The 23,665-nt window shown below is 46.3% G+C and carries 20 protein-coding genes; 12 read left to right on the top strand and 8 right to left on the bottom strand.

The annotated features are described in order from the left end of the window. The first annotated feature begins 43 nt into the window (after positions 1-43). The 7 genes from J2Z66_RS24130 to J2Z66_RS24100 all read left to right on the top strand — a co-directional run bounded on the left by J2Z66_RS24130 (position 44) and on the right by J2Z66_RS24100 (position 8,672). Positions 44-1,354, top strand: a complete 1,311-nt coding sequence (locus J2Z66_RS24130; RefSeq protein WP_209975197.1) for an aspartate aminotransferase family protein — start codon at positions 44-46, stop codon at positions 1,352-1,354. Between the two features lie 69 nt (positions 1,355-1,423). Then, positions 1,424-2,275, top strand: coding sequence for an IclR family transcriptional regulator (locus tag J2Z66_RS24125; protein ID WP_209975194.1), 852 nt, complete (start codon positions 1,424-1,426; stop codon positions 2,273-2,275). A 1,452-nt stretch (positions 2,276-3,727) separates the two neighbouring features. Continuing rightward, positions 3,728-4,594: a class II fructose-1,6-bisphosphate aldolase gene (fba, locus tag J2Z66_RS24120; protein WP_209975191.1), complete on the top strand. Its 867-nt coding sequence runs from the start codon at positions 3,728-3,730 to the stop codon at positions 4,592-4,594. Between the two features lie 45 nt (positions 4,595-4,639). Beyond that, on the top strand, positions 4,640-5,569 hold the full coding sequence (gene pfkB / locus J2Z66_RS24115; RefSeq protein ID WP_209975189.1) for a 1-phosphofructokinase: 930 nt from the start codon (positions 4,640-4,642) through the stop codon (positions 5,567-5,569). A gap of 26 nt (positions 5,570-5,595) precedes the next feature. Then, the gene (locus J2Z66_RS24110; RefSeq protein WP_209975187.1) at positions 5,596-6,651 is read left to right on the top strand and encodes an SIS domain-containing protein; all 1,056 of its coding nucleotides are present in this window, start codon (positions 5,596-5,598) and stop codon (positions 6,649-6,651) included. A gap of 31 nt (positions 6,652-6,682) precedes the next feature. Beyond that, on the top strand, positions 6,683-7,480 hold the full coding sequence (locus tag J2Z66_RS24105) for a DeoR/GlpR family DNA-binding transcription regulator (protein WP_209975185.1): 798 nt from the start codon (positions 6,683-6,685) through the stop codon (positions 7,478-7,480). A 232-nt stretch (positions 7,481-7,712) separates the two neighbouring features. Beyond that, positions 7,713-8,672: an ROK family protein gene (locus J2Z66_RS24100; RefSeq protein WP_209975183.1), complete on the top strand. Its 960-nt coding sequence runs from the start codon at positions 7,713-7,715 to the stop codon at positions 8,670-8,672. A 599-nt stretch (positions 8,673-9,271) separates the two neighbouring features. Here J2Z66_RS24100 and J2Z66_RS24095 read toward each other — a convergent pair. After that, positions 9,272-9,850: a helix-turn-helix domain-containing protein gene (locus J2Z66_RS24095; RefSeq protein WP_376774464.1), complete on the bottom strand. Its 579-nt coding sequence runs from the start codon at positions 9,848-9,850 to the stop codon at positions 9,272-9,274. Positions 9,851-10,050: 200 nt separating this feature from the next. Between J2Z66_RS24095 and tdh the strand changes: the two genes are divergently transcribed. Continuing rightward, positions 10,051-11,094, top strand: coding sequence for an L-threonine 3-dehydrogenase (tdh, locus tag J2Z66_RS24090; RefSeq protein WP_209975182.1), 1,044 nt, complete (start codon positions 10,051-10,053; stop codon positions 11,092-11,094). Between the two features lie 69 nt (positions 11,095-11,163). After that, entirely contained in the window at positions 11,164-12,339 is a 1,176-nt protein-coding gene (locus J2Z66_RS24085; RefSeq protein ID WP_209975180.1) for a glycine C-acetyltransferase, read from the top strand. Between the two features lie 256 nt (positions 12,340-12,595). On the opposite strand, the gene J2Z66_RS24080 is transcribed toward J2Z66_RS24085, so the two are convergent. From J2Z66_RS24080 to J2Z66_RS24070, 3 genes are all read right to left on the bottom strand, one after another. Continuing rightward, a complete protein-coding gene (locus J2Z66_RS24080; RefSeq protein WP_209975177.1) occupies positions 12,596-12,778 on the bottom strand; it encodes a GapA-binding peptide SR1P in 183 nt (60 codons plus the stop codon). 6 nt (positions 12,779-12,784) lie between these two features. Further along, the gene (gene gap, locus J2Z66_RS24075) at positions 12,785-13,861 is read right to left on the bottom strand and encodes a type I glyceraldehyde-3-phosphate dehydrogenase (protein ID WP_209975175.1); all 1,077 of its coding nucleotides are present in this window, start codon (positions 13,859-13,861) and stop codon (positions 12,785-12,787) included. Between the two features lie 185 nt (positions 13,862-14,046). Beyond that, positions 14,047-14,655 carry a DUF1989 domain-containing protein gene (locus tag J2Z66_RS24070; protein ID WP_209975173.1) on the bottom strand — a complete coding sequence of 203 codons (609 nt, stop codon included), beginning with the start codon at positions 14,653-14,655 and terminating at the stop codon, positions 14,047-14,049. A gap of 271 nt (positions 14,656-14,926) precedes the next feature. Here J2Z66_RS24070 and J2Z66_RS24065 point away from each other — a divergent pair, with 271 nt between their 5' ends. Both J2Z66_RS24065 and J2Z66_RS24060 read left to right on the top strand, forming a co-directional pair. Continuing rightward, positions 14,927-15,529 (top strand): spore coat protein, encoded by a 603-nt coding sequence (locus J2Z66_RS24065; protein WP_209975265.1) that lies wholly within the window; start codon positions 14,927-14,929, stop codon positions 15,527-15,529. Between the two features lie 136 nt (positions 15,530-15,665). Continuing rightward, positions 15,666-16,985, top strand: coding sequence for an amino acid permease (locus J2Z66_RS24060; RefSeq protein ID WP_209975171.1), 1,320 nt, complete (start codon positions 15,666-15,668; stop codon positions 16,983-16,985). An 8-nt stretch (positions 16,986-16,993) separates the two neighbouring features. On the opposite strand, the gene J2Z66_RS24055 is transcribed toward J2Z66_RS24060, so the two are convergent. Next, positions 16,994-17,740: a YqcI/YcgG family protein gene (locus J2Z66_RS24055; protein ID WP_209975170.1), complete on the bottom strand. Its 747-nt coding sequence runs from the start codon at positions 17,738-17,740 to the stop codon at positions 16,994-16,996. 66 nt (positions 17,741-17,806) lie between these two features. After that, on the bottom strand, positions 17,807-18,433 hold the full coding sequence (locus J2Z66_RS24050; RefSeq protein ID WP_209975168.1) for a LysE family translocator: 627 nt from the start codon (positions 18,431-18,433) through the stop codon (positions 17,807-17,809). A gap of 126 nt (positions 18,434-18,559) precedes the next feature. Here J2Z66_RS24050 and J2Z66_RS24045 point away from each other — a divergent pair, with 126 nt between their 5' ends. Further along, positions 18,560-18,703: a hypothetical protein gene (locus tag J2Z66_RS24045; protein WP_209975166.1), complete on the top strand. Its 144-nt coding sequence runs from the start codon at positions 18,560-18,562 to the stop codon at positions 18,701-18,703. A 1,119-nt stretch (positions 18,704-19,822) separates the two neighbouring features. Here the strand turns inward: J2Z66_RS24045 and J2Z66_RS24040 are convergent. Further along, positions 19,823-21,766 carry an ABC transporter ATP-binding protein gene (locus J2Z66_RS24040; RefSeq protein ID WP_209975165.1) on the bottom strand — a complete coding sequence of 648 codons (1,944 nt, stop codon included), beginning with the start codon at positions 21,764-21,766 and terminating at the stop codon, positions 19,823-19,825. After that, entirely contained in the window at positions 21,763-23,490 is a 1,728-nt protein-coding gene (locus tag J2Z66_RS24035; protein WP_209975163.1) for an ABC transporter ATP-binding protein, read from the bottom strand. Before J2Z66_RS24035 ends, J2Z66_RS24040 begins: the two co-directional genes overlap by 4 nt. Positions 23,491-23,665: the final 175 nt, after the last annotated feature.

The following is a 23,665-nucleotide window of genomic DNA, read 5'->3' as shown; positions in this document are numbered from 1 at the left end:
TTATCAGCAAATCAAGAACTACTAATTCTAGGAGGCAATCATAATGATTAAAACGGACATCACAAAAAGTAAATTCGAACAAGCCAAAGCACATCTTGCCGGAGGGGTAGCGAGCTCATTACGCGCTTCCATGAAGCCTGCTCCGCTCTATGCCGAATCCGCTAAAGGCGCCCGCCTTCGCGACGTTGACGGTAATGAATATATCGATTATTTGCTGGCATACGGGCCGCTGATTCTTGGGCACGCTCACGACGGATTGACAGAATCCATTGTCAAAGCCATGCGTCAAGGCTATACTTATGGTTTACAGCATGATGGCGAGATTGAGCTTGCTGATCTGCTGACCGAGATTCTCCCTTGCGCTGACAAGGTTGCACTTAGCGGTTCCGGCACAGAGGCAGTAATGCTGGCGCTTCGTCTATCCCGGGCTCACACTGGCAAGCGCAAAGTAGTACGTTTCCACGGTCATTATCATGGCTGGTCCGATTCCATCTTCACTTCCTTCCCAAGCGCAGGCTTGGCTCAGAATGATGCAGGGAGCGACGGCGCAAGCATTGTGCCTGGAACAGCCGGTCAAAGCGAGAACAGCCTTGAGGATATCATCCTGCTTCCTTGGAACGATCCTAAAGTGCTGGAAGAAACGCTTCGCGCTCACGCTGCTGATATCGCGGCAGTTATTTCCGAGCCGGTTATGTGTAACTCAGGCTGTATTCAACCGAAAGAGGGCTACCTGGAGCTGATGCGCCAATTGACCACAGAGCTGGGTATCGTGCTTATTCTTGACGAAGTCATCACTGGCTTCCGTTTAAGCCTGGGCGGTGCTCATGGAAGATTTGGCATTAAGCCGGATCTGGTTACAATCGGTAAAGCTATGGGCGGGGGCATCGCAATAAGTGCCGTTGCTGGCAACGCGGAATTGATGAAACTGATTGACGACAGTACAGTTAGCCACTTGGGAACACTGAACGGAAATTGTGTATCGACAGCAGCCGCGCTGGCTACGCTTCGTGAGCTGGCGAAGGACAATGGTTCCGTGTATGAGAAGATGGAGCAACTGTTCATTACACTGGCTTCCGGCATTCGTGAGCTTATGAAGAAACATAACCTTCCAGGTGTCGTAAATCAAATCGGACCTGTATTTCATATGATGTTTATCGATGCTGAGGAAGTAACTGATTTTGAAACTTTCAACAAAAAAGATGGAGCCAAGTACGCCAAGTTTGCCGAAATCATGCTCGATGAAGGCATCTTGATCCGTCCAAATGGTCTCTGGTATATATCGACAGTTCATGGCCAGGACGAAATTGACCAAACCCTGCAAGCCATTGACCGCTCCTTAGCCCGTCTAAACTAGCAGGCTGGGAAGGTTGGAGGGATTGGACCTTTTGTAACTGCCGCATTTTGCATAAAAGGTGGGTAAGCAGTGGGACAAAATAAACAGGATAAGGCTGACGTTGACAAAGAGAAGATGGACAAAGAGAAGGTTGAAAAAGATAAGGGTGATAAAGAGAAACAGGATCGTTACTCTATTCATTCCATTGAGAAGGCTCTTGATGTGATCGAGGTTTTATCGGAGCATGATTCTCTAAGTCTAATCGAGCTGGTCGAGCTGGTGAATCAACCGAAATCTTCCCTTTACCGGATCATCCTTACCCTGGAGAAAAGGGGATTCATCAGCCGGAGCGAAGAAGACGGCAAGTACTGCCTCGGCTTCAAGCAGCTAGTGATCACGAAAAACTTGCTTGAGCGAAGTTCCCTGCGAACCGCCGCATTGGCAGAAATGAACAAGTTACTCGTTACCTACGGAGACACGGTGAACCTATGTGTGCTTTCCGAGGACGAGGTCCTGTACGTGGAAATTATTGAAGGCACTTATGCGCTGCGAATGACAGATAAGGTGGGTTCTAAATCTCCTTTTCACGCAACGGCGACTGGCAAAGTATTGACCTCTCACCTTCCGGTAGAGGAAGTAAAACGGATGGTCCGCCAAAAAGGGCTGCCGAAATTTACCTCTCATACACTAGATACAGAGACATCGCTGCTGCAGGAATTGGCACGAGTTAAACAGCAGGGCTACGCCATTGACGATGAGGAGATTATCGAAGGCGCCCGCTGCATCGCTGCACCGATCTTTAATATGTTCGGCCGTGTCGAAGGGGCGATCAGCATTTCAGGTGCGCGGCACCGTTTCCCTGATGACCGCATTTCGACGATAGCCGAAGATATGATGATGACCGGACACCGCATATCGCAGAAGCTTGGACATGTGCAATAACATACGACACAAACGCTCTCGTCTTTTAAGACGGGGGCGTTTTTTTGTTCGTGTGTGTGGTTTTATTGGCTCAACACCCGAGCCAGTACTTGAGTAACCTTAGCTCAAACCATCAGATAGGCGTGCTGACTGACCCCAATAACCTCAAATAATCGAGGATTCAAGGCAACGTGATGTGCATGGCAATTGCAGAGCAAATGTATGGCAAATGTATGCCAAATGTTTGCCATATCTGCTTGCATATACATGCCACATCTACATGGTCAAAAAAACTGCAAATATACATCATTTTAGGGCACTTTTTAACCAGATAAAAGGAAGTGTTTCAAAAATACAGGAATTTTCCCTTTCCTAGCCCGTTTCGGTAACCCAAGCCCCTAAATTGCTGCACAATTGCAGGAATTCTTGCTCTTCATCCGATTTTGAGGTGAAATTCCTGCACTTATGCAGGATTAGAAGCATTCGAGCTGAGACTTCTCTCCAAACTCATCTAAACCTAATTTTCTACGTTCAAGCATTTATTTGGAGGGAGCCTCAAGCCCAATGTTGTCAGGTTAATAGGCAAGTGGGAAGTTGGGCTTTTCCCAATTAAAAGGGAGGCCTAATCCGAAGCAGCGGAATGTATTGGAAAAACCATACACAATTTGCTTGAGTGTGGCTGAAGCGGCAGAATGTAGGCGGAAAACCGACCATATTGTGCTTACACGTGGCCAAAACAGTAGAATGTAGTTGACAAACCAATTACTTTGGCCGGCTTAACCTGACAACATTGGGGGGAGTCTGGAGACTGGAGCGAGTAATTATCAACTACACAGTGCAGCTTTGCAGTAAAAAACGAGCGATATCACCCTTCATTCTCCAAGGGAATCAAATAGGAAGGGCAGTTTTTCCATATGCCCACTATCCCTTTCCCTCAGAAAGCAACTTCTGCTGGCAGTCCGTTTGAGCGTGGAATGTTCGGCCACTTTGCCAGCCCGCCTCCCCGAAAGGAGTGTGTGCTTGACTTTAACGATGTTTTTCATTGTTAAAGTAAGGTTGTGGAGGCTACCTCGTACATTTAATGATGAACATCGCTAAAGTAAGAGTGGTTTGGCATCCTTTCCTAGAGTCTAATTGAGCCTGCTTCTGGTCAAATAGGGGATCTGATGTCCGTATGTTTTTGAAATGGCCTCATTTGAGGGGGATAAGGGATCTCATGTCCACTACGGCTTCTTACAAGCCGACTATAACCAGCCTTGGCCATCTTAGCCAGCCCCCTAGCCTAGCAAGCTTAGTATACTTACATCTTCAAACTCTGGCCAGCCCCCAGCATGTTGGTAAAAAAGAATGACAAGAGCTCTTATCGGAAATCCTATATAGAATGATGATATGCAATTAACAACAATTTTTGATTGAAAAAATCATAATTATGAAGTATAGTTGCATTATAATGATGAAAAGCGAGGTAATTCTATGACATTAGTCTCTTCAACTCCTTTATTGCAAACTGCCCGGGCAAATGGCTACTGTATCGGTGCCTTTAATGTGCACACACTTGAAATGCTGCAGGCGGTGGTCGAAGCTGCAGAAGAAACGGAATCGCCGCTCATTATCCAGTCTACGGTTGGTACGGTTAAACATTTGGGAGCGGACTATATTGCTGCCGCTGCGGAAGTGGCTTCAAGAAATGTTAAGGTTCCTATTGCTTTGCATTTGGACCACTGTATGGATCTATCTACTATTGTTCAGTGTATCCGTGCGGGCTATACTTCGGTTATGATCGATGCTTCCCATTCCCCGTTCGAGGAAAATGTCAGACAAACCAAGCAAGTGGTAGAGCTGGCTAAGGCGATAGGCATTAACGTAGAAGCCGAGCTTGGCAAGGTAGGCGGCGTGGAGGATGATATCGTCGTGGCCGATAACGAAGCGCTGATGGCTGATCCGGACGAGTGTGCCAAGTTTGTCGAACTGACAGGTGTACCTACGTTAGCACCAGCTATCGGGACTGCTCATGGTATATATAAAGGTGAACCTAAAATTGATTTTGACCGGATCGCAAAAATTGCTGCCAAAGTAAGTGTTCCACTTGTTCTGCATGGCGGTTCAGGCATTCCAGAGGAGCAGGTAAGAAAGTGTGTTGCCCTTGGTATGGCCAAAATGAATGTGGCTACCGAACTAAGAATCGTTTTCAGCGACGCTATCAAGGAAGTTTTTGCAGCCAATCCGGAGGAGAATGATCCGCGCAAATATATGATTCCGGCTAAACGCGCCCTCAAGGAAGCAGCGATTGAAAAAATGCGTCTTTGCGGTTCCATCGGAAGAGCGAAGGACTTTAGATAAGGATAAGGGATAAAGGATAAAGACGGGCAGAGGTGAAACGACAACGTGATCACAACGGTTACCTTGAATGCTGCAATTGACAAAACATATGTCCTCTCCGATTTTCAGCTGGGCAAGGTGAGCCGGATCGGTCAGATCCATGCCGTTGCTGGAGGGAAAGGCATTAATGCGGCCAGAGTGCTTCACCAATTGGGCATTAGAACGCTGGCAACAGGTTTTGTCGGCGGCAGTAATGGCGATTTTATTTTAAAAAACTTGGATCAACAGCAGATCAGCCATGATTTCGTCAAAGTGGACGATGAATCCCGCATTTGTCTTAATATTATGAACGCATCGAATGGTGAATCTACAGAGCTTTTGGAAAAAGGGCCTCTCATTACAGAGCAGCAACTGGCAGAGTTTCGTCAGAAAATTGTGTTGCTGGGACAGCAATCGCGGATTGTCATTTTCTCTGGCAGCATTCCCGCGGGCTTGTCCACATCGGTTTATGCAGAGTTAATAGAGGCTTTGCGTAAAACGAACGCTGCTGTTTTCCTTGATACAAGCGGTGATGGCTTAATTCACGGTCTGAAAGCTGCTCCTTTCTTTATGAAGCCAAATGAAGATGAAATCGCACAGCTTACAGGCAAGCGTCCTGAGAATGAGACAGAGCTGGTTCAATCACTGCATCAATTAGCTGATAGCGGTATCGAATGTGCATCTGTTTCACTTGGTGCTTCCGGCTCGATGACCGTATACAAAGGTACGATATACCGTGTGCGGGTACCTTCCATAGAAGCTTTAAATCCGGTAGGCTCAGGTGATGCCTATGTGGCAGGAATGGCTGCTGGTATATACCAGGAGCTGCCGATAGAGGATTGCTTGCGGCTTGCAGCGGCTTGCGGCACGGCTAATGCGCTTTCTGCGCATGCAGGTTTTGTGAAGCGGGAAGACGTAGATGCTTTCTTGAAGCAAATCGAAATTGTACAGTTATAAACGAACATAAAAGAGGAGCGATCAATATGGAACAATTCGGCGCAAAAACTTATCCTGAAATATCGTCACAAACAGAAGCATTAGAGGCAGCTTTAGCTGCAGCAGAATCCAGCCAGGAATGGATTACGAAATATCTTTGTAATGATGCTTTTGATGAAGTTGTATTCATCGGCTCAGGCTCTTCCTTTTATCAGGCGCAAACTATGGCTTCCACCTACCGGGTATGGACGGGAAGAACGGCATCAGCATGGCCATCTTCTGAAGTTTTCTTGTTCCGTGATCAGGCGCTGGCGACCAAAAGAAACTATTTGCTCATTGGCGTATCCCGCTCAGGCGAATCTTCTGAAGTGATTTTAGCCCTGAAATCCGTAAGTGATCTGCCCAACTGGACACTATGCGGCATCACCTGCTATGAGAACAGTACAATGGCTCAGCTATGCCCATGTCTGGTTTCTCCTAAAGGTAAAGAAGAAAGCACGGTTATGACCAAATCATTCAGCAGCATGACTTACATGATGCAGGTTGCTACTGCTATTGCTGCCAAGCATGACAAGGCGGTTGAAGATCTGAAATCAGTTCCACAGCTGAGCGCCGCGGTAGTGAAAAGTGCAGATGGCTTTGTAAAAAACATAATTGATACTAATGATTTTAATAAATATATCTACCTTGGCATGGGAGCTTACTTTGGTTTGGCCCAAGAAGCTTGCTTGAAAATCAAGGAAATGTCCTATGTCTGGACAGAGAGCTACGGTACGCTGGAATTCCGTCATGGTCCTAAATCTGTAGTCGACGAAGGTACATTTATATGCGTTCTGCTTTCTGAGCAAGCGAAGGACTATGAAATCAAGGTAGCTGCAGAAATGAAAGCATATGGTGCTTCTGTTCTGTTGATTACTGCAGAGCGTACAGCTGAAATGGATTTTGCTGATGCTGTATTTGAAATTGGCGGCAAGCAGTTAAGCGATGAAGCAAGAAGCGTGCTTTACTTGCCAGCTTTGCAGTTCTTGGGTTATTATTGCGCTATTAAGAAAAATGTGAATCCGGATAATCCACGTAACTTGACGCAGGTTGTGATTATTTAAGCGACCGGTCTATATGGAGTGAGGCAAGTAAATGAGTGACAAACCGATATCCAAAGGCCAGCTTCGGCGGAATACGATCATGCAGATTCTTAAACAGAATGGCCGAATAGCGCTGCAAGATATTCTTCAGCAATTTCAGTGCTCGGAAGCTACGGCTCGTAGAGATCTGGATGTTTTGGCTGAGCAGGCAAGTGTGATCCGTACGATTGGAGGAGCCGTCTATGACGGCTTGTCCTCGGTTCGGGAGGTTTCCTTTGCGGAAAAAACGGACATTTCCTGGCTGGAGAAGGAAGCGATTGCAGCCAAGGCAGTGACCTTGATCGAAGAAGGCGACATTGTCGGCTTAAGCGGAGGAACTACCACATATTTAATAGCCAAAGGGCTGAAGCATATGCAGGGCATCACAGTGGTCACCAATGCTGTGAATATCGCGATGGAACTATCTGATGCTGAGGATATTCAGGTCGTACTGACCGGCGGTATTATGCGCAAAAAAAGCTTCGAGCTGTGCGGACCTTTGGCCGTCCAAATGGTAGAAGCGCTCCATATCAACAAAATGTTTCTCGGCATCGACGGATTGAGCGCTGCACACGGCATCAGCACCTACTCGGAGCTTGAAGCCCAAATCGCCAAGACGCTTATGAGCCGATCTGCGCACACATATGCTGTTTTTGATGCCACGAAGGTAGGGCGCAGCTCCTTGTTTTCCATTGCCCCCTTATCTGCACTGTATGCTTGTGTCACCAATGAGATTTCTGACAAAATGCTTGCAGCCAGCCTGGAGGAGCATCAGATCCAAGTCTATTTAGCGAGCACGACTACGTCGTGAAGATGAGTATGTAGCAAAACGACTATGTAGTGAAAAGGCAAGTATGTAGCAATAAACGACTGCGTAGTGAAAAAGTAAGTATGCAGCAATAAACGGCTATGTAGTGAAAAAGCAAGTATGTAGCAAAAAACGACTATGTAGTGAAAAGGCTAGTATGTAGCAAAAAAACGACTATGTAGTGAAGATGATAGTATGTGGCTATGTAGGGAGTCGACCCGGGTGAGGTGATAGCATGAAATATTTGATTGGCATAGATTTGGGTGGAACAAATGTGGTTTGCGGCTTGCTGAATACCGATCTGGGGGTATTGAAGCAGGTGAAGATTCCAACAGAGCGGCATCTTGGCTATCAGAATGTACTTCATCGTATTGCAGAAATGATAAAAGATTTGCTGGTTGGTGAAGGCATTAAAACCGAGGATGTTGCAGCTGTAGGTGCAGGTATTCCGGGCTTGATTAACCCCGATGAAGGCATTTCGATTTTTGCTGGCAATATGAATTGGCGCAATATGCCAGTTGCTCAAGATCTAAGCGATTTAATTCATCTTCCTGTATTTATTGACAATGACGTGCGAATGATTACATTAGGAGAAGCGCTGAAAGGAGCAGGGCGGGGATTTCGCCATGTTCTGGGTATTACGCTCGGTACGGGAATGGCAGGGAGCATCGTACAGGACGGCCAATTATTTTACGGCGGAGGATATATGGCTGGGGAAATCGGCCACTTGCGTGTAGACGGTGAATCGTTCCCTTGTGGCTGTGGACTGAAGGGCTGCTTGGAAACCGTGGCATCGGCAACAGGTATTGCCCGCTTAGCTAAGGAGCGTATTCAGCAGGGGGCATCCAGCGTACTTTCGGAGCTTGCACCAAGTGTGGAAGGCATTACTTCTGCACTTGTTTCCGAGGCCTATGATCGGGGAGATTCTGTTGCTGTCGAGGTCATGAATTACGTGGGACGAATGCTTGGCAGAGGTCTTATCAGTGCGATCCACTTGATCAGCCCGGATGTCATCGTCATCGGTGGAGGCGCGGCACATGCTGGAGAGCGGCTGCTGAAGCCGATGCGTGAGGAGCTGCAGGCTGGATTAATAGCACCCTATTGGGAAAGGTTGCAAATTCGGCTGAGCGAGCTCTCGGATGATGCAGGACTTGTGGGCAGCGCTAGCTTTGCGTATCGACGCTTAAATAAATAGGGCTAAGGAACAAAGAGCAAAGATCAAAGAGCACACAACAAAAAGCAAACAACAAAGAGCAAACAACAAAAAGCAAACAACAAAAAGCAAACAATTATGCAACATTGTTATCTGCATATCGATATTACTGAGAAAAAGACCTTGGTCAGGAGACCTGGGTCTTTTCTTTATCAGAAATGAAACAAATACTTCTGAATTGTAACTTTTCGCTCGAGGTTCCACATCGAAGACATCTCCAGACTTGCTTTAACGATGTTTTTCATCGTTAAAGCATCAGGTCCTTCTCAGCTGCGCTCCCTTTTCCTCCCCAGCGCCTGCACCCGCTAGGAAGTCTCTTATAACCAAGAGAAAAAAACCTTGCTGGCAGTCCGTTTGAGCTTGGTGTTCGTGTGATTCGTGCGATTGTAGCTAAAGAGGGAATGGCTGTGGGTGGAAGAGTGGTAGCGTCCGCCTTTAAAGATTTGTTCCCACCTCCTCATCCATCACAATCAAGGAACAAATCTTTAACAGCGGCTGGAGCCCACAGCCATTCCCTCCGTAATGCACAAACGCCATGAACACGCTCATCAAAGGACGCCCAAGCAGGGCGTTTTTCTTAACTATCCCTGCTCCAAGTAGTAAATTAATGCATAGTACTTCGTACAGACATCGGTTCTGTTGCAATATGTATGCGGCTCATCCGCGGTAAAGTGGATCCCGTTGCCTGCTTTGACCGAGTAAGAGTCCTGCTCCAGCTGAACCGTCAGCTCCCCCTCAATCACAAATATGTACTCCTCAACTCCTTCGTTATGAGCCTCAGAGCTGTGAATGCAGCCGGCATCCATTTCTACCAGGTATATTTCAAAATGCTTCTGTTGATTATAAGGGAAAAAAGGAAAGGAACGGTAGGCACCATCCGCTTCGTGCAGGGCTGTAAGATCTTCAAGCTTAACGATTTGGACCTTGGCGGTATCCGTTTCAATAAGAGATGTAAATGAGATCCTTAATCCATTGACGATTTTCCAAAGAATAGAGATGGTTGGATTGGAATCTCCCCGCTCGATTTGGCCGATCATAGCTTTACTGACGCCAGTCAGTTCCGCAGTCTGATCCAGGGAAAGGCCTCTGGTTTTGCGGATGGCAAGCAGATTTTTTCCTATTTTTTTGTGAATCGGTTCTTCTGACTCCATTGTTGGCATTGTTGCCCTCCGATTGGTTCTTAATTTCGATTTTATATTCTATTATACGATGAAGGGTATGCGCAGACAAATGCCAGACCCAAACTTGTCTAACCCGCTCACACACAAATATTTTTAAAAGAAAGCTCAATAAGGTATTGTGCGTTATATGATACGTATGTATAATATAATAAAACGAAAAGAAGCGAGCAGGTGCTAATATGGAACAGACAATGATCGGCCTTGTTAAGGAAAATCGGGCGAGTGGAGCGGTGCTGAAGCATGTAGCGGTTCCGGCCTATGGTCCTGACGAAATATTGGTGCGAATCAAGAATACATCTATTTGTGGCACTGATTTGCACATTTATAACTGGGATGCCTGGGCGGAAAGTGCGGTGGTCACACCAAATGTGTTTGGCCATGAATTTTCGGGAATCGTTGAAGCGGTGGGAGAACGGGTTACGAATGTCATAGTAGGTGATCACGTATCGGCTGAGGGGCATATGGTATGCGGTATGTGCAAATCATGCCGGACAGGGCAAGCTCATGTATGCCCGAATACGCGCAGCTTTGGCATTTCAGCACCAGGTTGCTTTGCCGAGTTCGCAGTCGTTCAAGCTGCTAATGTGATCCACAATGATCCGGCCATGTCATTCGAGCTTGCATGTCTGCAGGATCCGCTGGGGAATGCCGTACAAACTGTTCTCTCAGGCGACATAGTTGGCAAATCCGTTGCAGTCATAGGCACAGGCGCGATCGGACTGATGGCTATAGCAGTAGCCAAGGCATGCGGAGCGGGTCCTATTATGGCTGTTGACATTAATCCTTTCCGTTTGCAAATGGCCCGCGACATGGGGGCGGATTGTACGATTAATAGCAAGGAGACCCCAATGGTAGAAGCGATCAGAGCATACACGCATGGGGAAGGGGCGGAGGTAGTGCTCGAAATGTCCGGGCATGCAGCCGCGATTCGGGATGGCTTTGACGCGGCGGCCCAGGCGGCGCGGGTTTCGTTATTAGGTATTCCTAACGGAGATGTTCCGCTTGATTTGGCTAAGCAGATTATTTTTAAAGGCATTCGTATTGAAGGAATTACAGGCAGGAGGATGTATCAGACTTGGTATCAAATGAAAGGGCTCCTCGATACTGGCCGGCTGAATTTAAATGGTCTGGTTACGCACCGCTTCACTTTGGACCGCTATGAAGAAGCGTTTGAGCTAATGAAAACGGGGCAATGTGGCAAAATAGTTTTCAACCATGAATAGAAATCATTATAGTGTATGATAGGTTTCACATAGGAGTCAAAGAGGCGAATGTAGAAAGGGATGTATGTGATGAATAAGCTTAACCATCTTCTTACCGAACTGGAGCTTTTGAAAAAAGAAGGCCGCTATCGTCCGCTAACTGTTTGGGACAGTGCGGCAGATACGTGGATGGAGCTCGGTTGCAGAAGGATATTGCAGCTGTCCTCCAACAATTATTTGGGTTTAACGAATCATCCCGATATGAAAAAAGCAGCAATTGAAGCGATCGAAGAATACGGAGTGGGCAGCGGGTCGGTTCGTACGATAACGGGAACTCTGCGCATTCATGAAGTACTTGAGCAGGAGCTGGCGGCGTTTAAAGGTACGGAGGCGGCACTTGTTTTCCAGTCAGGCTTTACAACAAACCAAGGAATTCTAGGTTCAATGCTGGGACAAGAGGATATTGTCATCAGCGATGAATTAAATCATGCCAGCATCATTGACGGGATTAGACTGACTAAGGCAAACAGAGCGATCTTCGCTCACAAAAATCTCGACCAGTTAGAAGAGCATCTCAAAGCAAGCGGCTCTTACCGTTCCAGAGTTGTTGTCACCGATGGCGTATTCAGCATGGATGGTGATATCGCGCCTCTGCCTGAAATTGTTGAGCTTGCGGAGCGTTACGATGCCATTGTGTATGTTGACGATGCGCATGCAAGCGGCGTCCTTGGCCGCAATGGTAAAGGATCTGCTGATCACTTCAACCTGCACGGCCGTGTTCATATTCAAGTCGGGACACTATCTAAAGCAATTGGGGCTGTGGGTGGCTACATGGCTGGTTCGCAGCTGTTGAAGGATTTCCTGATCCATAAAGCACGGCCGTTTCTGTTCAGCACTTCCCAGCCTCCGGCTGTTGCCGCGACATGTCTCGCAGCGATTCGGGTGCTGCAAAGCAGTTCAGATCGCATGGAGCGTCTGTGGAGCAATACAGAATATTTCCGCGGTAAAGTGCGTTCACTTGGCTTCGATACAGGACAAAGTGAAACGCCGATTATTCCCATTATTGTCGGAACGCCTGAGAAGACCATGCAATTTTCTGATCGCCTTTTGCAGGAAGGGATCTTTGCCCAAGGCATCGTGTATCCGACGGTTGCTCTGGATAAAGGCCGGGTAAGGCTGATTATTACGGCGAATCATACGATCGAGGACCTCGATTTCGCACTGGATCGGCTGGAGCTTGCGGGTAAACAGTTTGGACTGCTGTAGGATAGCTTAACTTTTTGGGATTAACATTTTGTAACACAAATGAAATATTTCTGTTAAAGAACCTTAACAATAGGTGGGTAATATACTGTCATAACCCCCTTTTAATATAAACACCTTTGAACCTGGCCAATGGCCGGGTTCCTTTTTTTTGCAATGGACCCCCAAAAGTCGTCCCAAACAAAAAAATGTGAACCTGCCACCTCGGCAGACTCACATTTAGCTGTTATTTGTATAATGTTATCAATTCATTCATTCATCAATTCTTAGGTGTTAGCAAGCAAGCACCATCTTTGCACTCACTGTACATTTTTTTGACGCCGCGGGTTGGCAGGGTTCCGATGATTTCGTTGCAGTGCCGGCATAAGATCGTGCCTAATTCTACTTGCTGCTGGACGGGTATTACAGTGCTTTCTACAGTGCTTTCATTTTTCAATTCCATTTTGATTTACACCTCCATGGTTTTAGACGCTGTGTACATTTCATCCAAAATGAGCCTTCTGCTGTCTGGGATTGCTAACAGCTCGCAGCTTTTTAAATAATTGACAAAATCAATAACGCGGCAGGCATAGCCCCACTCATTGTCATACCAAGCCAGGAGCTTTAGCTCATTGCCCATAACAATCGTGGACAAAGCATCAACAATCGCTGATTTATCGTTGCCTACGTAATCGGTGGAAACGAGTGGCTGGTCGCTCCAATCGATAAAACGGCCTATTGAATCAGATCCGTCAATCGCCTGAAGAAAGGCTTCCTTCACTTCTTCAACAGTGACGGAGCGTCCCAGCTGTACAGTTAAATCGATGATGGAAACGTCCTGCGTTGGAACCCTGAGTGAAGTTCCGCGCATTTTTGGAGCCAGATGTGGAAGTACGTCTTTAAGCGCTTTTTGTACACCTGTGGAGGTTGGAATTATGGATTGGGTGCAAGCTCTGGCCCTCCGTAAATCGGGATGTGAATTATCCAGGTGATGCTGGTCATTTGTATAAGAATGGATCGTAGTCATCCAGCCGCTTTGCACCTGAAAGGCTTGATCAAGTACTTGCAGGACAGGAGCAAGACAATTCGTTGTGCAGGAGGCTGTGGAAAGCAGAAAATGTTTCTCGGGATCATAGTCAGATTCATTTACGCCCATGACAACCGTGAGGTCCATTTCCTTGCCTGGTGCCGTAATGATGACACGTGAAGCTCCTGACTCCAGGTGACGGCTCGCGCCAACACGATCATTGAACTTGCCTGTAGCATCAACTACAATATCTACGCCATACTTATCCCAGCCAATGAGTTCAGGATTGCGGGAGGAAGTAATGCGAATTCTTTTACCATTAATGATTATATGATCCTGTTCGATTTCAATTACAGCATTCCATTTGCCATGAACGGTATCGTATTGAAGCAAGTGGACCAACGTTTCCACCGGACTAACTGTATTAATGACGGCAATATCCAGGCCGTGAATGTTATCGAATGCTCTTCTTAGCAATAATCTGCCGATTCTTCCGGTTCCGTTGATTCCTATTTTCATGAAAACAAACCCTCCTATAAAAGATATGCTATATAAATATATAATACACAATAATTAAAGGGATGCATAGTGTATATAGTGTATTATTTAATTGTTTTTGCAGAAAAAAACCGTCCGATGATGATTTTGGGCGGTTTTGATGCATTATTAGCGATAATATTGTTATTTAATTGATTACATATAAGCTAGTTAGGGAGAATCTCGACACGAATAGGTGAGCAGTGGTAACCGTTACAATCACTTTCCTCACAGGGACATGCGGATACAGCGACTATGAGATCCAGCTCTGCCCTCATCAGGATATAATCGCCTGCCTTGGATAAAGGAGCTTTTACCTCAATATTTCCTTGCTCATCGACGATTGTGTTCATAAAAATATTAAACGTGTAGTGCTGATCAGGCTGCGGAATTCCGAACGGGGCAAGCGCGGCATTTAAATTGTGATAGCAGCTAGCATGATTCGTTTTATCATATAAAAATGTATACATTTCAGGACGGCAGGCTGAATTGATGAGATCATGCTTGCCGACAGTATCCTCCAGGATAGTGAGCAGGGGAGTATACATGTTGGAGTACAGAATATCACTGGGCTTAAGGTTCATGGACCGCAGGGCATCCATAGTAACACTTGGATCCAGCCGCTCTTTCAGGTTGCTTGTCCGATAGGCAACGAAGTCAACTACCTGCTGACCCTCCTCATCTATCACTTTTATCAATTGCCCCTTTTCAAGCAAAAAGCCGCGGCCTTCTTTTGCTGGAACCAGCAAGGTCTGATGCGTTAGCTGATGTTTCATTGACTCACTCCTCATTAAGCTTTCCGCTTTCGCTTTCCTAAACAGTTTGGCTTTCACAGCAAGGACTTATTCCAGACTTGGGTAAATCATGAATAACTTCAGTGGATATTACCAATGATATATGGGAAGTAAAACTTTTGGGAGGTATTTAGAACGTATGCATAACTCATATTTTCAACCAGCTTCGGCGCCGAATTCAAACATGAATCCGAACATGAATTCAAGCATGAATTCAAACATGAATCAGGCGATGCGTCCAATCCAAACAGGCATGAATCAAGGAATGAATGCTAACATGAATTCAGGTATGAATCAGCAGAACATGAATCATGGTGGACATGAAATGTTTGATGCCCATGAGATTTTGGCTGGCTTTATTAGCTTGTTGGATCAATATGTACTGTTTGAACCTTTGATTCAGGACCAGGAGCTGAAGCGTATTCTGCATACGCAGCATCATTTTATAACGGACCTGTATAACATTTCAGTTGAAGCTTTCTCAACCGGAATGGATCCTTCGCATCCTACTCAAACTTATAAAATGGATCAAAATAACCAAGTGGTCTATGGCTTGCAGAAGATGTCTCCGAAGAAACCAATGACTTCGATAAACGAAGTTAAGGACGCAGGCATTTCCGCTTATATGCTAGGTCTAGTTAAATCTACTGGATCGCTGCTTGCAATGACTTCTTTAGAAATTACTAACCCTGTGCTGCGCCGTATGATGGCAGATAGTGTGCCTAACTTTATTGAAATGGGCTATGAGCTTTTCCTTTATCAAAATAAAAGACATTACTACCAGGTACCTCAGCTTGCTCAGCAGGATATGGTACAGATGCTTAATAGCTATGCGCCTTCTAATTACCTCGTATAATGAATAGGCTCTGACTCCAGCCAAAGAACCTTTCAAATTAAATTTGGAAGGTTTTTTTGGCTTTATGCTCAAGAAATCAGCCCATTAGAGGCTCGCAAAATTAGTTTTCCTTTAAGGAAATACCAAGGGGTGACTTATGCCAAAACGGCGAGGACATTTACAATGGTGGCATTTATCGTTACTCGGAATGGGATGCACAATCGGCAACGGCTTTTTTCTAGGAACCAATATTGCTATACAAAAAAGTGCCTATAGTGTGCTTGTTCTCCTAGTCCTTGCTGCCTTGGCTACATACGTTGTTTTCGATGCTTTAGCCAGAATGACCGCAGAACAGCCAGAAAAGGGCTCGTTTCGAACCTATGCCAAGCAAGCTTATGGCCGATGGGCAGGCTTTAGCAGCGGCTGGATCTACTGGTCCTCAGAGATGCTGATTTCCGGAAGCTCCTTAATGGCGCTCTCCATTTTTACACAATTTTGGTTTCCGCAAGTTGCCCTTTGGATTTTAACCGCCATCTATGCCGGTCTTGGACTAATCGTCTTAATTTTGGGAGCAAAAGGTTTGGAACAAACGGAAAACTTCCTTGCTGTAATGAAAGTATCTGCTATTGTATTATTTATTTTCCTGGCCCTATCGATATGGCTTGGCTGGATTGACCTGCATGCGGCCATAACAGGGCCTTCCATAAAGTTGTTTACTTTTTTTTCACCGGATTTTAAAGGGATGTGGATGGGATTTATTTATGCTTTTTATGCGTTTGCAGGTATTGAAGTCATGGGCTTAATGGCCGCTGGATTGCGTGAGCCCAAGAATGTTAAAAAGTCTGGCAGGGTGATGATCATATCTGTAGCTTGCCTCTATGTGGCATCGATTGGGCTGCTGCTTGTTCTGGTACCTCTTGAGCGGCTGCAGCAGGAAGGAAGTCCGTTTATATTAGGCTTAACAAGTCTGGGCTTGCATGTACTCGTTCATATATTTAACGGTGTACTCATTCTTGCGGGATTTTCTACATTAGTTGCTTCCCTGTATGGAGTCACGGTGATGTTAACTGCTCTCGCAGAGGATGGGGACGCCCCACCAAGCTTTGCCGCCAAGAAAGGACAGCGAAAGCTGCCGTATCCTGTTTTGGGATTAACCGTCTTGGGTTTAATAGCTTCGATTATGCTGGCTTTATGGGTACCCGAGCATATATTTGAGCATATTGCCACAGCTGCAGGACTCGTGCTTCTCTATACCTGGTCCTTTATTTTAATTTCTGTCCACAGGGTCATCAAGCTGTCTATTTGGGGGTGGATCAAAGGAGCAGCTGCTTTGGCCTTAATGGCTGCAGCCGTATCGGGGACATGGATGGAAGCGGCGAGCAGACCCGGATTCTGGGTTAGCTTGCTTTTGGTAGTTATGGTTGCTGTTGTGACTTTCTTTATGAGCCTGAAATGGAAAAAGCAAGAGATTCAGTAGAAGTGAATTTATTTCAGTGAGTGAATCCTCGAAAAAGGGCACCTGGATGGAGCCTCCTGATCATCGCGCAAAAAATACTGCTTCCACTCTAAGTTATCTTTCTGACCGTACCAGTTTAAGGAAGGGTGAGCAGGGATTCCATCATACTCCACTAACCGGCTGCGGATCGCCTGCTTCATTTTTCGGCCAAAAACCGTAGAATCATTAATCTCCTCAAACACCCAGCGCGGCTGAAAGGCTAACAGAAAGGTAGAGAAGTGTCTGCTTTTGCGTGCTGTATGGGCAGGGGTTGCACAAAAAGTGAAATACGGATGCCCATCGAAGCAAAACTCCCAGGAAGCATGAGCAGGATCAGTTGAAATATGCTGTGGCCATTCTTTCTCGTCATGCTGACTAATCCGGTTTAACAAAGTCCAGAATATTTGCTCATAGTCCTGAACAGTGTATGGACCCGCTAGAGCAGGAGGTGCTTGTGAAAACACAACCAGGGAAGCATACTTGCCTGTTTCTCTGGAGCACTGTCCATATTGTTTCAACAATGCTGCGAGCTCTAACGGAGTTGTCAGTGCTTCAGGGTCACCTACAAAACCGAATCGCAGGTTGTCGGATAGAAAACCGTGTCTTCCAGGAATGCATGGGTACATATTGCCCTCATCGTTAATCATCGCCTTGAAATCCTTGAAAGCCTCCATCTGCCAAGCGGATAATTCCGCTTCGTGCTGATCCAGCCAGCTTTTGGCATACAGTTCGGACATTGTAATAACCCCTTTCATCATGTATGTGTATGATGGGGAGGGGCACTAGGTGAATGTCCTGCTTTTTTAACCAAAAACCGCTTTAAAAGCCTGATAGCCAAAATAAAGTCCAAAACCGATCAGAGATAGGCTGGCAAGCCCGGAGATGGACTGGATAATCCGCTTACTGCCAAACTTAAATAACGTACTCGCAATAGCGGCCATAATGAGATCCCACAGCAAGATGCCGATAAAAATGCCCAAGCTGTAAATAAATACTTGCTGCATGCCGTGAGATTCCACTGTTTTAGCTAGAACGGACCCATAGATGCCTAGCCAAAATAAAATATTAAGCGGATTCGTCAACGCCAGCAAAAAGCCTGACATAAATGATTTAGAAGCAGATCCGTCCGAAGATGCCTTCGAGGCATAACTGCTTCTGATATTCAGCAAGCTTTCAATGCCTGTATACAGAAGAACGAAGCAGCCGAATAACCACAGAAATGTTTTCAAAAATGGAGTATCCAGAAAGTGGGCGAGCCCAAAATAAATAAGCAGCATATATATGGCATCCGCAACCATTGCCCCTAATCCTACAAGCCAAGCATGGAGAAATCCGAGCTTAACCCCCTTGTCCAATTGTGCAGCATTCACAGGTCCGATAGGTGCGGATAACGATAATCCCAGAATCATATAGGTAATAAAAACATTCACAATCAGCCACCTCCAGATGAGACTCGTACAAGTTATATTATTCTGGGGGAGAGATGAATAGAATGCTAGGCGGTTTGAAATGATAGGCTGTTATAAAAAGCAATTGTGGCGTCCTATGAGGTGCATGTGGGTGACTGGGGCGCATTGCAGAGGGAAGGGCTGAAGGTTATTGTTGTCAGGTTAAGCAACTTCTCAGGCGATACGCCGAGCAACCCGAGCAACGGCACGCGGAGAGCGGACGGATTTCTAACGGACAATTTTGCACCTTAGACGCGTTTTTTTCATCCGTCGTCCATCTAACGGACATGAGCGACTCTTAGCCCGCTCAACAAGGGGAAAATACGCTCCGTTAGGGCTGTAAGAGGCGCTAATGTCCGTTAGAATTCCAGCTGGGCTTTTGGGGGGCGCTAAGGAGCGCTGGTGTCCGTTACAGTCACTGGCTTCCCATTCGCGTCCGCTGCCCTCGTTATCCTGACAACATTGGGGCTGAAGGTTGGGCTGTGAGTTCCAAACGCTGTTAAAACAAGAACACATTATACATTATTGCTTTACCGCTGCATAATCTAACTGTATCCATTACACATATTCACTCTACCACTACAGGTTCCTTCTAAAACGTATACTTTCCAGTAACTTCATCAAAAAAACGAGGCGACGGAAGCTTTTAACAGCTTTCGTCGCCTGGTTTTTAAACTAATCAGATGGCTCTGTTCAAATAAGTTGTTGCTTATCGCCTGTGGATAATTGGATTGTGTCGCCTGATGCAGATGAAAGTGGTTTGCATTGCTTCCCATCCCAATCCAACCCAACCCATCGCCCATCGCCCGTCCCCCGTGTGACTTAACGATGTTTTTGATCGTTAAAGTAAGAGTTTCCAGGTCCACACCCACTTTAATGATGTTTTTCATCGCTAAAAGAGAACAAATGGCCGCTCTGGGTGGAAAAAAAGGATTTTAACGATGTTTTTCATCGTTAAAGTAAGGTTGTGGAGATGACACAGTGCTTTTAGCGATGAAAAACATCGCTAAAAAGCACTGCTTCATCCTAGAGCCAATCCGTGTTCCATCCGCAGCTCATCCTCTGCGCCAGCACTAGCGTCCTCCCAAAGCATGCACCATTGCAGGATAAAAATATTTCCCATCAAGAAGAGCGTGCCTTGTTGGCTGTCCGTTTGAGCGAGGCTGTTCGGCACTTTGTAGCTGAGAGAGGGAAGGGCTGTGGGTGGAAAAGCGATAGCGTCCGCCTTTAAAGATTTGTTCCAACCCTCACATCCATTCTAATCAGAGGAACAAATCTTTAACAGCGGTTGGAACCCACAGCCCTTCCCTCTGCAATGCACCCCAGTCACTAACATGCACCTCAAAGGAAGCAACAAGGCATTTTTCTCAATTAAGTTGTATAAGCAGTCGTTAGAGGAACGGTTCCTCCTCCAGTAAACTGGCTGTTATAGAGATCTGCGTAGAAGCCCTCATTGGCTAGCAGCTCCTCATGGCTGCCTTTTTCGATCACGCTGCCTTTATTCATAACGAGAATCAGGTCTGCGTCGCGGATCGTGGAAAGCCGGTGGGCAATTACGAAGCTGGTTCGTCCTTGCATTAAATGATGCATGGCTTTTTGGATATACACTTCGGTTCTGGTGTCCACACTGCTTGTCGCTTCATCCAGTATCATAATGGCAGGATCGGCCAACAGTGCACGGGCAATCGTCAAGAGCTGCTTCTGACCTTGCGAGATGTTGGAAGCTTCCTCATTGAGGATCGTATCATAGCCATCAGGGAGCGTTCTGATAAAGTGATCAGCATGAGCAGCTTGGGCGGCCTGAACGATTTCTTCCTCCGTAGCACCTTCGCGTCCGTAAGCGATATTATCCCGGATCGTTCCATTGAATAACCAGGTATCCTGAAGTACCATGCCGAACATGCTGCGCAGCTTGCCGCGCTTCATGTCTGTTATATCAATGCCGTCTATCGTTATTGTCCCCTCATCGATTTCGTAGAATCGCATCAGCAGGTTGATGAGTGTCGTTTTGCCGGCTCCGGTCGGTCCAACAATCGCGATCGTCTGGCCTTGTTTGACATCAATATTCATATTTTCGATTAATGGGGCATCTTTTTTATAACCGAACTTCACATTCTGGAACCGAACATTGCCTTTGGGAGCAGGAATAACCTTCTCATGAACAGCTTCCGGAACTTCTTCCTCCTCATCAAGGAGCTCGAAGATTCTTTCGGCTGAGGCTATGGTTGACTGAATAATATTGGCAATATTGGCTGTTTGGGCGATCGGCATGGAAAACTGCCGCGCATATTGAATGAAAGCTTGAATATCTCCGATTTGGATCGCATTTCTAGTGACCAATATGCCGCCAACTACGCAGATCAGCACATAGCCGATGTTATTAATAAAAGTCATCAGAGGCATCATGATACCGGAAATAAACTGGGCTTTCCAGCCCGAGTGATACAGCTTTTCGTTAATTTGATCAAATTCCGCAATCGACTTGTCCTCATGTCCAAAAGCTTTGACGATCTTATGGCCTGTATACATTTGCTCCACATGACCGTTAAGCTCTCCTAGCTCCTTTTGCTGTCCTATAAAATATTTCTGCGAACGGGAAGCAATCGCCTTAATGACAAGAAAGCTTAGAGGCAGCGTTAAAAGGAGAATCACTGTCATAAGCGGGCTGATTGTCAGCATCATGACAATAACCCCAAGGATAGTAACTATGGAAGTAATCAGCTGTGTGAGACTCTGCTGCAGGGTGTTGCTGATATTATCAACGTCATTTACGGCCCGGCTAAGGATTTCGCCATGTGTACGCTTATCAAAGAAGGTAAGCGGTAGACGCGAAAGCTTATCTTCCACTGCTTTGCGGAGATCGTATACCGTTTTCTGGGCGACTCCAGCCATAATATACTGCTGAATGTAGCCGAATACGGCGCTTATCACATAAAGGCCAATCAGAATCAGAATAAGCTGGATGATATATGAGAAGTCGAAAGCATCTGTGACACCATTCATTTTCTGCATAACACCTTCAAAAATCTTGGTGGTCGCATTACCCATCAGCTTGGGGCTGACGATGCTGAAAACTGTACTAAGGATAGCCGTTAACAGCACGGCGAGCAGCTTTACGCGATGAGGATACAAATAACCGATAAGCCTCCTGAAGGAGCCTTTGAAGTTTTTGGCCTTCTGCACAGGCATGCCCATCATGCCCGGCCCTGGCCCTTTACCCATTCCGCCGAATCCGGGTCCTGGTCCACCCCCCGGTCCACCTCCAGGTCTTGGGGTATCTGCCCCTGTTTGCGGAGCTTTGTGCTCTTCACTCATGCGATTTCCTCCTCTGAAAGCTGTGAGGATACAATTTCCCTGTATACCATACAGGTATCCATAAGCTCGCGGTGATTGCCAATTCCGGCAATTTGACCTTCGTCAAGTACGATAATCTGGTCTGCATCGATAACCGTACTAACTCTCTGCGCCACAATAAGTACAGTGGAGGAGGTAGTTTCCTGCTTAAGCGCGGCGCGCAGCTTGGCATCTGTTTTGAAATCGAGAGCCGAGAAGCTGTCGTCAAAAATATAAATTTCAGGTCTTCTGACCAACGCACGAGCGATGGATAGTCGCTGCTTCTGGCCGCCTGAAACGTTCGAGCCTCCCTGGGAAATGAGGGAATCGTAACCATCCTTCATGCTGGAGATGAATTCACCTGCCTGAGCGACTGCCGCGGCGTGCTTCACCTCTTCGTCGGTGGCATCTTCCTTCCCATAGCGGATATTATCCGTTATGGTGCCCGTAAAGAGGACGGCCTTCTGAGGTACAAACCCCATGGAAGCCCTAAGGCTTTGCTGGGACATCTCACGTACATCAATGTCATCAATCCGAATGCTGCCGCTGTCCACGTCATAGAAGCGGGGAATCAGACTGATTAGTGTAGATTTACCTGATCCAGTACCTCCAATAATAGCTGTAATCTCTCCTGGTCTGGCTTGGAAGGAGATATTGGAGAGTGCGGGCTTCTCAGCGCCTGGATAACTAAATGTGACTTGATCAAACTCAACCAGGCCTTTCTTAGTGCCAGCGAGCTTGGCTCTTGCTGGATCCTTGATTTCAGGTGCCATATTCAGAACTTCGTTGATCCGGACCGCTGATGCCGAAGCGCGGGGAATCATCACGAACATCATGGAAACCATAATGAGAGAGAACATAATTTGCATCGCGTACTGGATAAACGCCATTAAATCGCCCACCTGCATATTACCCTCACTGATCCGAATGCCTCCAAACCAGATGATGGCAATAGTAGACAGATTTAGAATCAGCATCATTACCGGCATTAAGGCAGCCATAATTTGATTAACCTTGATGGCCGTGTTCGTTACATCCAGATTAGCTTCATTAAAACGCTGCTTCTCATGACTGATCCGATTAAAGGAGCGAATGACCCGAATACCAATCAGACCTTCGCGCAGCACCAGATTTAATTTGTCAATTTTGCTCTGCATCACTTTAAAGAGCGGAATTCCCTTCCGGGCAATGGCAAAAATCGTCCCGGCGAGGATCGGAATGACGGCTACAATAACGAGTGACAGCTTGGCGTCCTTTGATACGGCCATGATGATACCGCCAATGCAAAGCATCGGCGCCATAATCATCATACGCATGATCATGATCAATACTTGTTGAACCTGGGTGACATCATTGGTTGTCCGGGTAATAAGTGAAGCTGTACCCACTTTATCGAATTCTTGCAGTGAGAAATTTTCCACATGGGAAAAAATTTTGCTGCGCACAAGCTTGCCAAAGCCAGTGGATACCCTGGAGGACAGGTAGCTGGCGATAATGGATACAATGGTGCCTCCGGCTGTAACAAGCAGCATAAAGCCGCCGATCTTCCAAATGAAGGGCGTATCTCCTTTGATGATGCCGAAATCCACAATATCCGCCATCAAGGTTGGGAGATAGAGCTCTGAAAGAGACTGTAAAAACACCAAAACCAGAACAAAAGCCACAGAAACACGGTAGGGCTTTAAATACCGGAACAGCTTAATCATACTTAGCGATCTCCCCTTTCTCTTTATTACTTTCTTATTTGTCCTATGGAAACTATAAAGGATGTTTGTAAACTGAATATAAACGAGGCTCCCGTTGGCTAAAATAAACAAGAGCGTGCTTTCCATAACTATCGGAAAAGCCACGCTCATAAATTGTAGTAGGAGCAAGCAGAAC

This window comes from Paenibacillus eucommiae (assembly GCF_017874215.1).
Taxonomy (GTDB): domain Bacteria; phylum Bacillota; class Bacilli; order Paenibacillales; family NBRC-103111; genus Paenibacillus_AI; species Paenibacillus_AI eucommiae.
The sequence above is the reverse complement of the archived record's forward strand: the minus strand, read 5'-3'. Positions and strand labels throughout refer to the sequence as shown.

Bases quoted from the DNA above. Each gene is read 5' to 3' on its own strand.
- J2Z66_RS24130 (WP_209975197.1), top strand. From the start codon at position 44: ATGATTAAAACGGACATCACAAAAAGTAAATTCGAACAAGCCAAAGCA.
- fba (WP_209975191.1), top strand. From the start codon at position 3,728: ATGACATTAGTCTCTTCAACTCCTTTATTGCAAACTGCCCGGGCAAAT.
- J2Z66_RS24110 (WP_209975187.1), top strand. From the start codon at position 5,596: ATGGAACAATTCGGCGCAAAAACTTATCCTGAAATATCGTCACAAACA.
- J2Z66_RS24105 (WP_209975185.1), top strand. From the start codon at position 6,683: ATGAGTGACAAACCGATATCCAAAGGCCAGCTTCGGCGGAATACGATC.
- J2Z66_RS24100 (WP_209975183.1), top strand. From the start codon at position 7,713: ATGAAATATTTGATTGGCATAGATTTGGGTGGAACAAATGTGGTTTGC.
- J2Z66_RS24095 (WP_376774464.1), bottom strand. From the start codon at position 9,850: ATGCCAACAATGGAGTCAGAAGAACCGATTCACAAAAAAATAGGAAAA.
- tdh (WP_209975182.1), top strand. From the start codon at position 10,051: ATGGAACAGACAATGATCGGCCTTGTTAAGGAAAATCGGGCGAGTGGA.
- J2Z66_RS24085 (WP_209975180.1), top strand. From the start codon at position 11,164: ATGAATAAGCTTAACCATCTTCTTACCGAACTGGAGCTTTTGAAAAAA.
- J2Z66_RS24080 (WP_209975177.1), bottom strand. From the start codon at position 12,778: ATGGAATTGAAAAATGAAAGCACTGTAGAAAGCACTGTAATACCCGTC.
- gap (WP_209975175.1), bottom strand. From the start codon at position 13,861: ATGAAAATAGGAATCAACGGAACCGGAAGAATCGGCAGATTATTGCTA.
- J2Z66_RS24070 (WP_209975173.1), bottom strand. From the start codon at position 14,655: ATGAAACATCAGCTAACGCATCAGACCTTGCTGGTTCCAGCAAAAGAA.
- J2Z66_RS24065 (WP_209975265.1), top strand. From the start codon at position 14,927: ATGAATCAAGGAATGAATGCTAACATGAATTCAGGTATGAATCAGCAG.
- J2Z66_RS24060 (WP_209975171.1), top strand. From the start codon at position 15,666: ATGCCAAAACGGCGAGGACATTTACAATGGTGGCATTTATCGTTACTC.
- J2Z66_RS24055 (WP_209975170.1), bottom strand. From the start codon at position 17,740: ATGTCCGAACTGTATGCCAAAAGCTGGCTGGATCAGCACGAAGCGGAA.
- J2Z66_RS24040 (WP_209975165.1), bottom strand. From the start codon at position 21,766: ATGAGTGAAGAGCACAAAGCTCCGCAAACAGGGGCAGATACCCCAAGA.
- J2Z66_RS24035 (WP_209975163.1), bottom strand. From the start codon at position 23,490: ATGATTAAGCTGTTCCGGTATTTAAAGCCCTACCGTGTTTCTGTGGCT.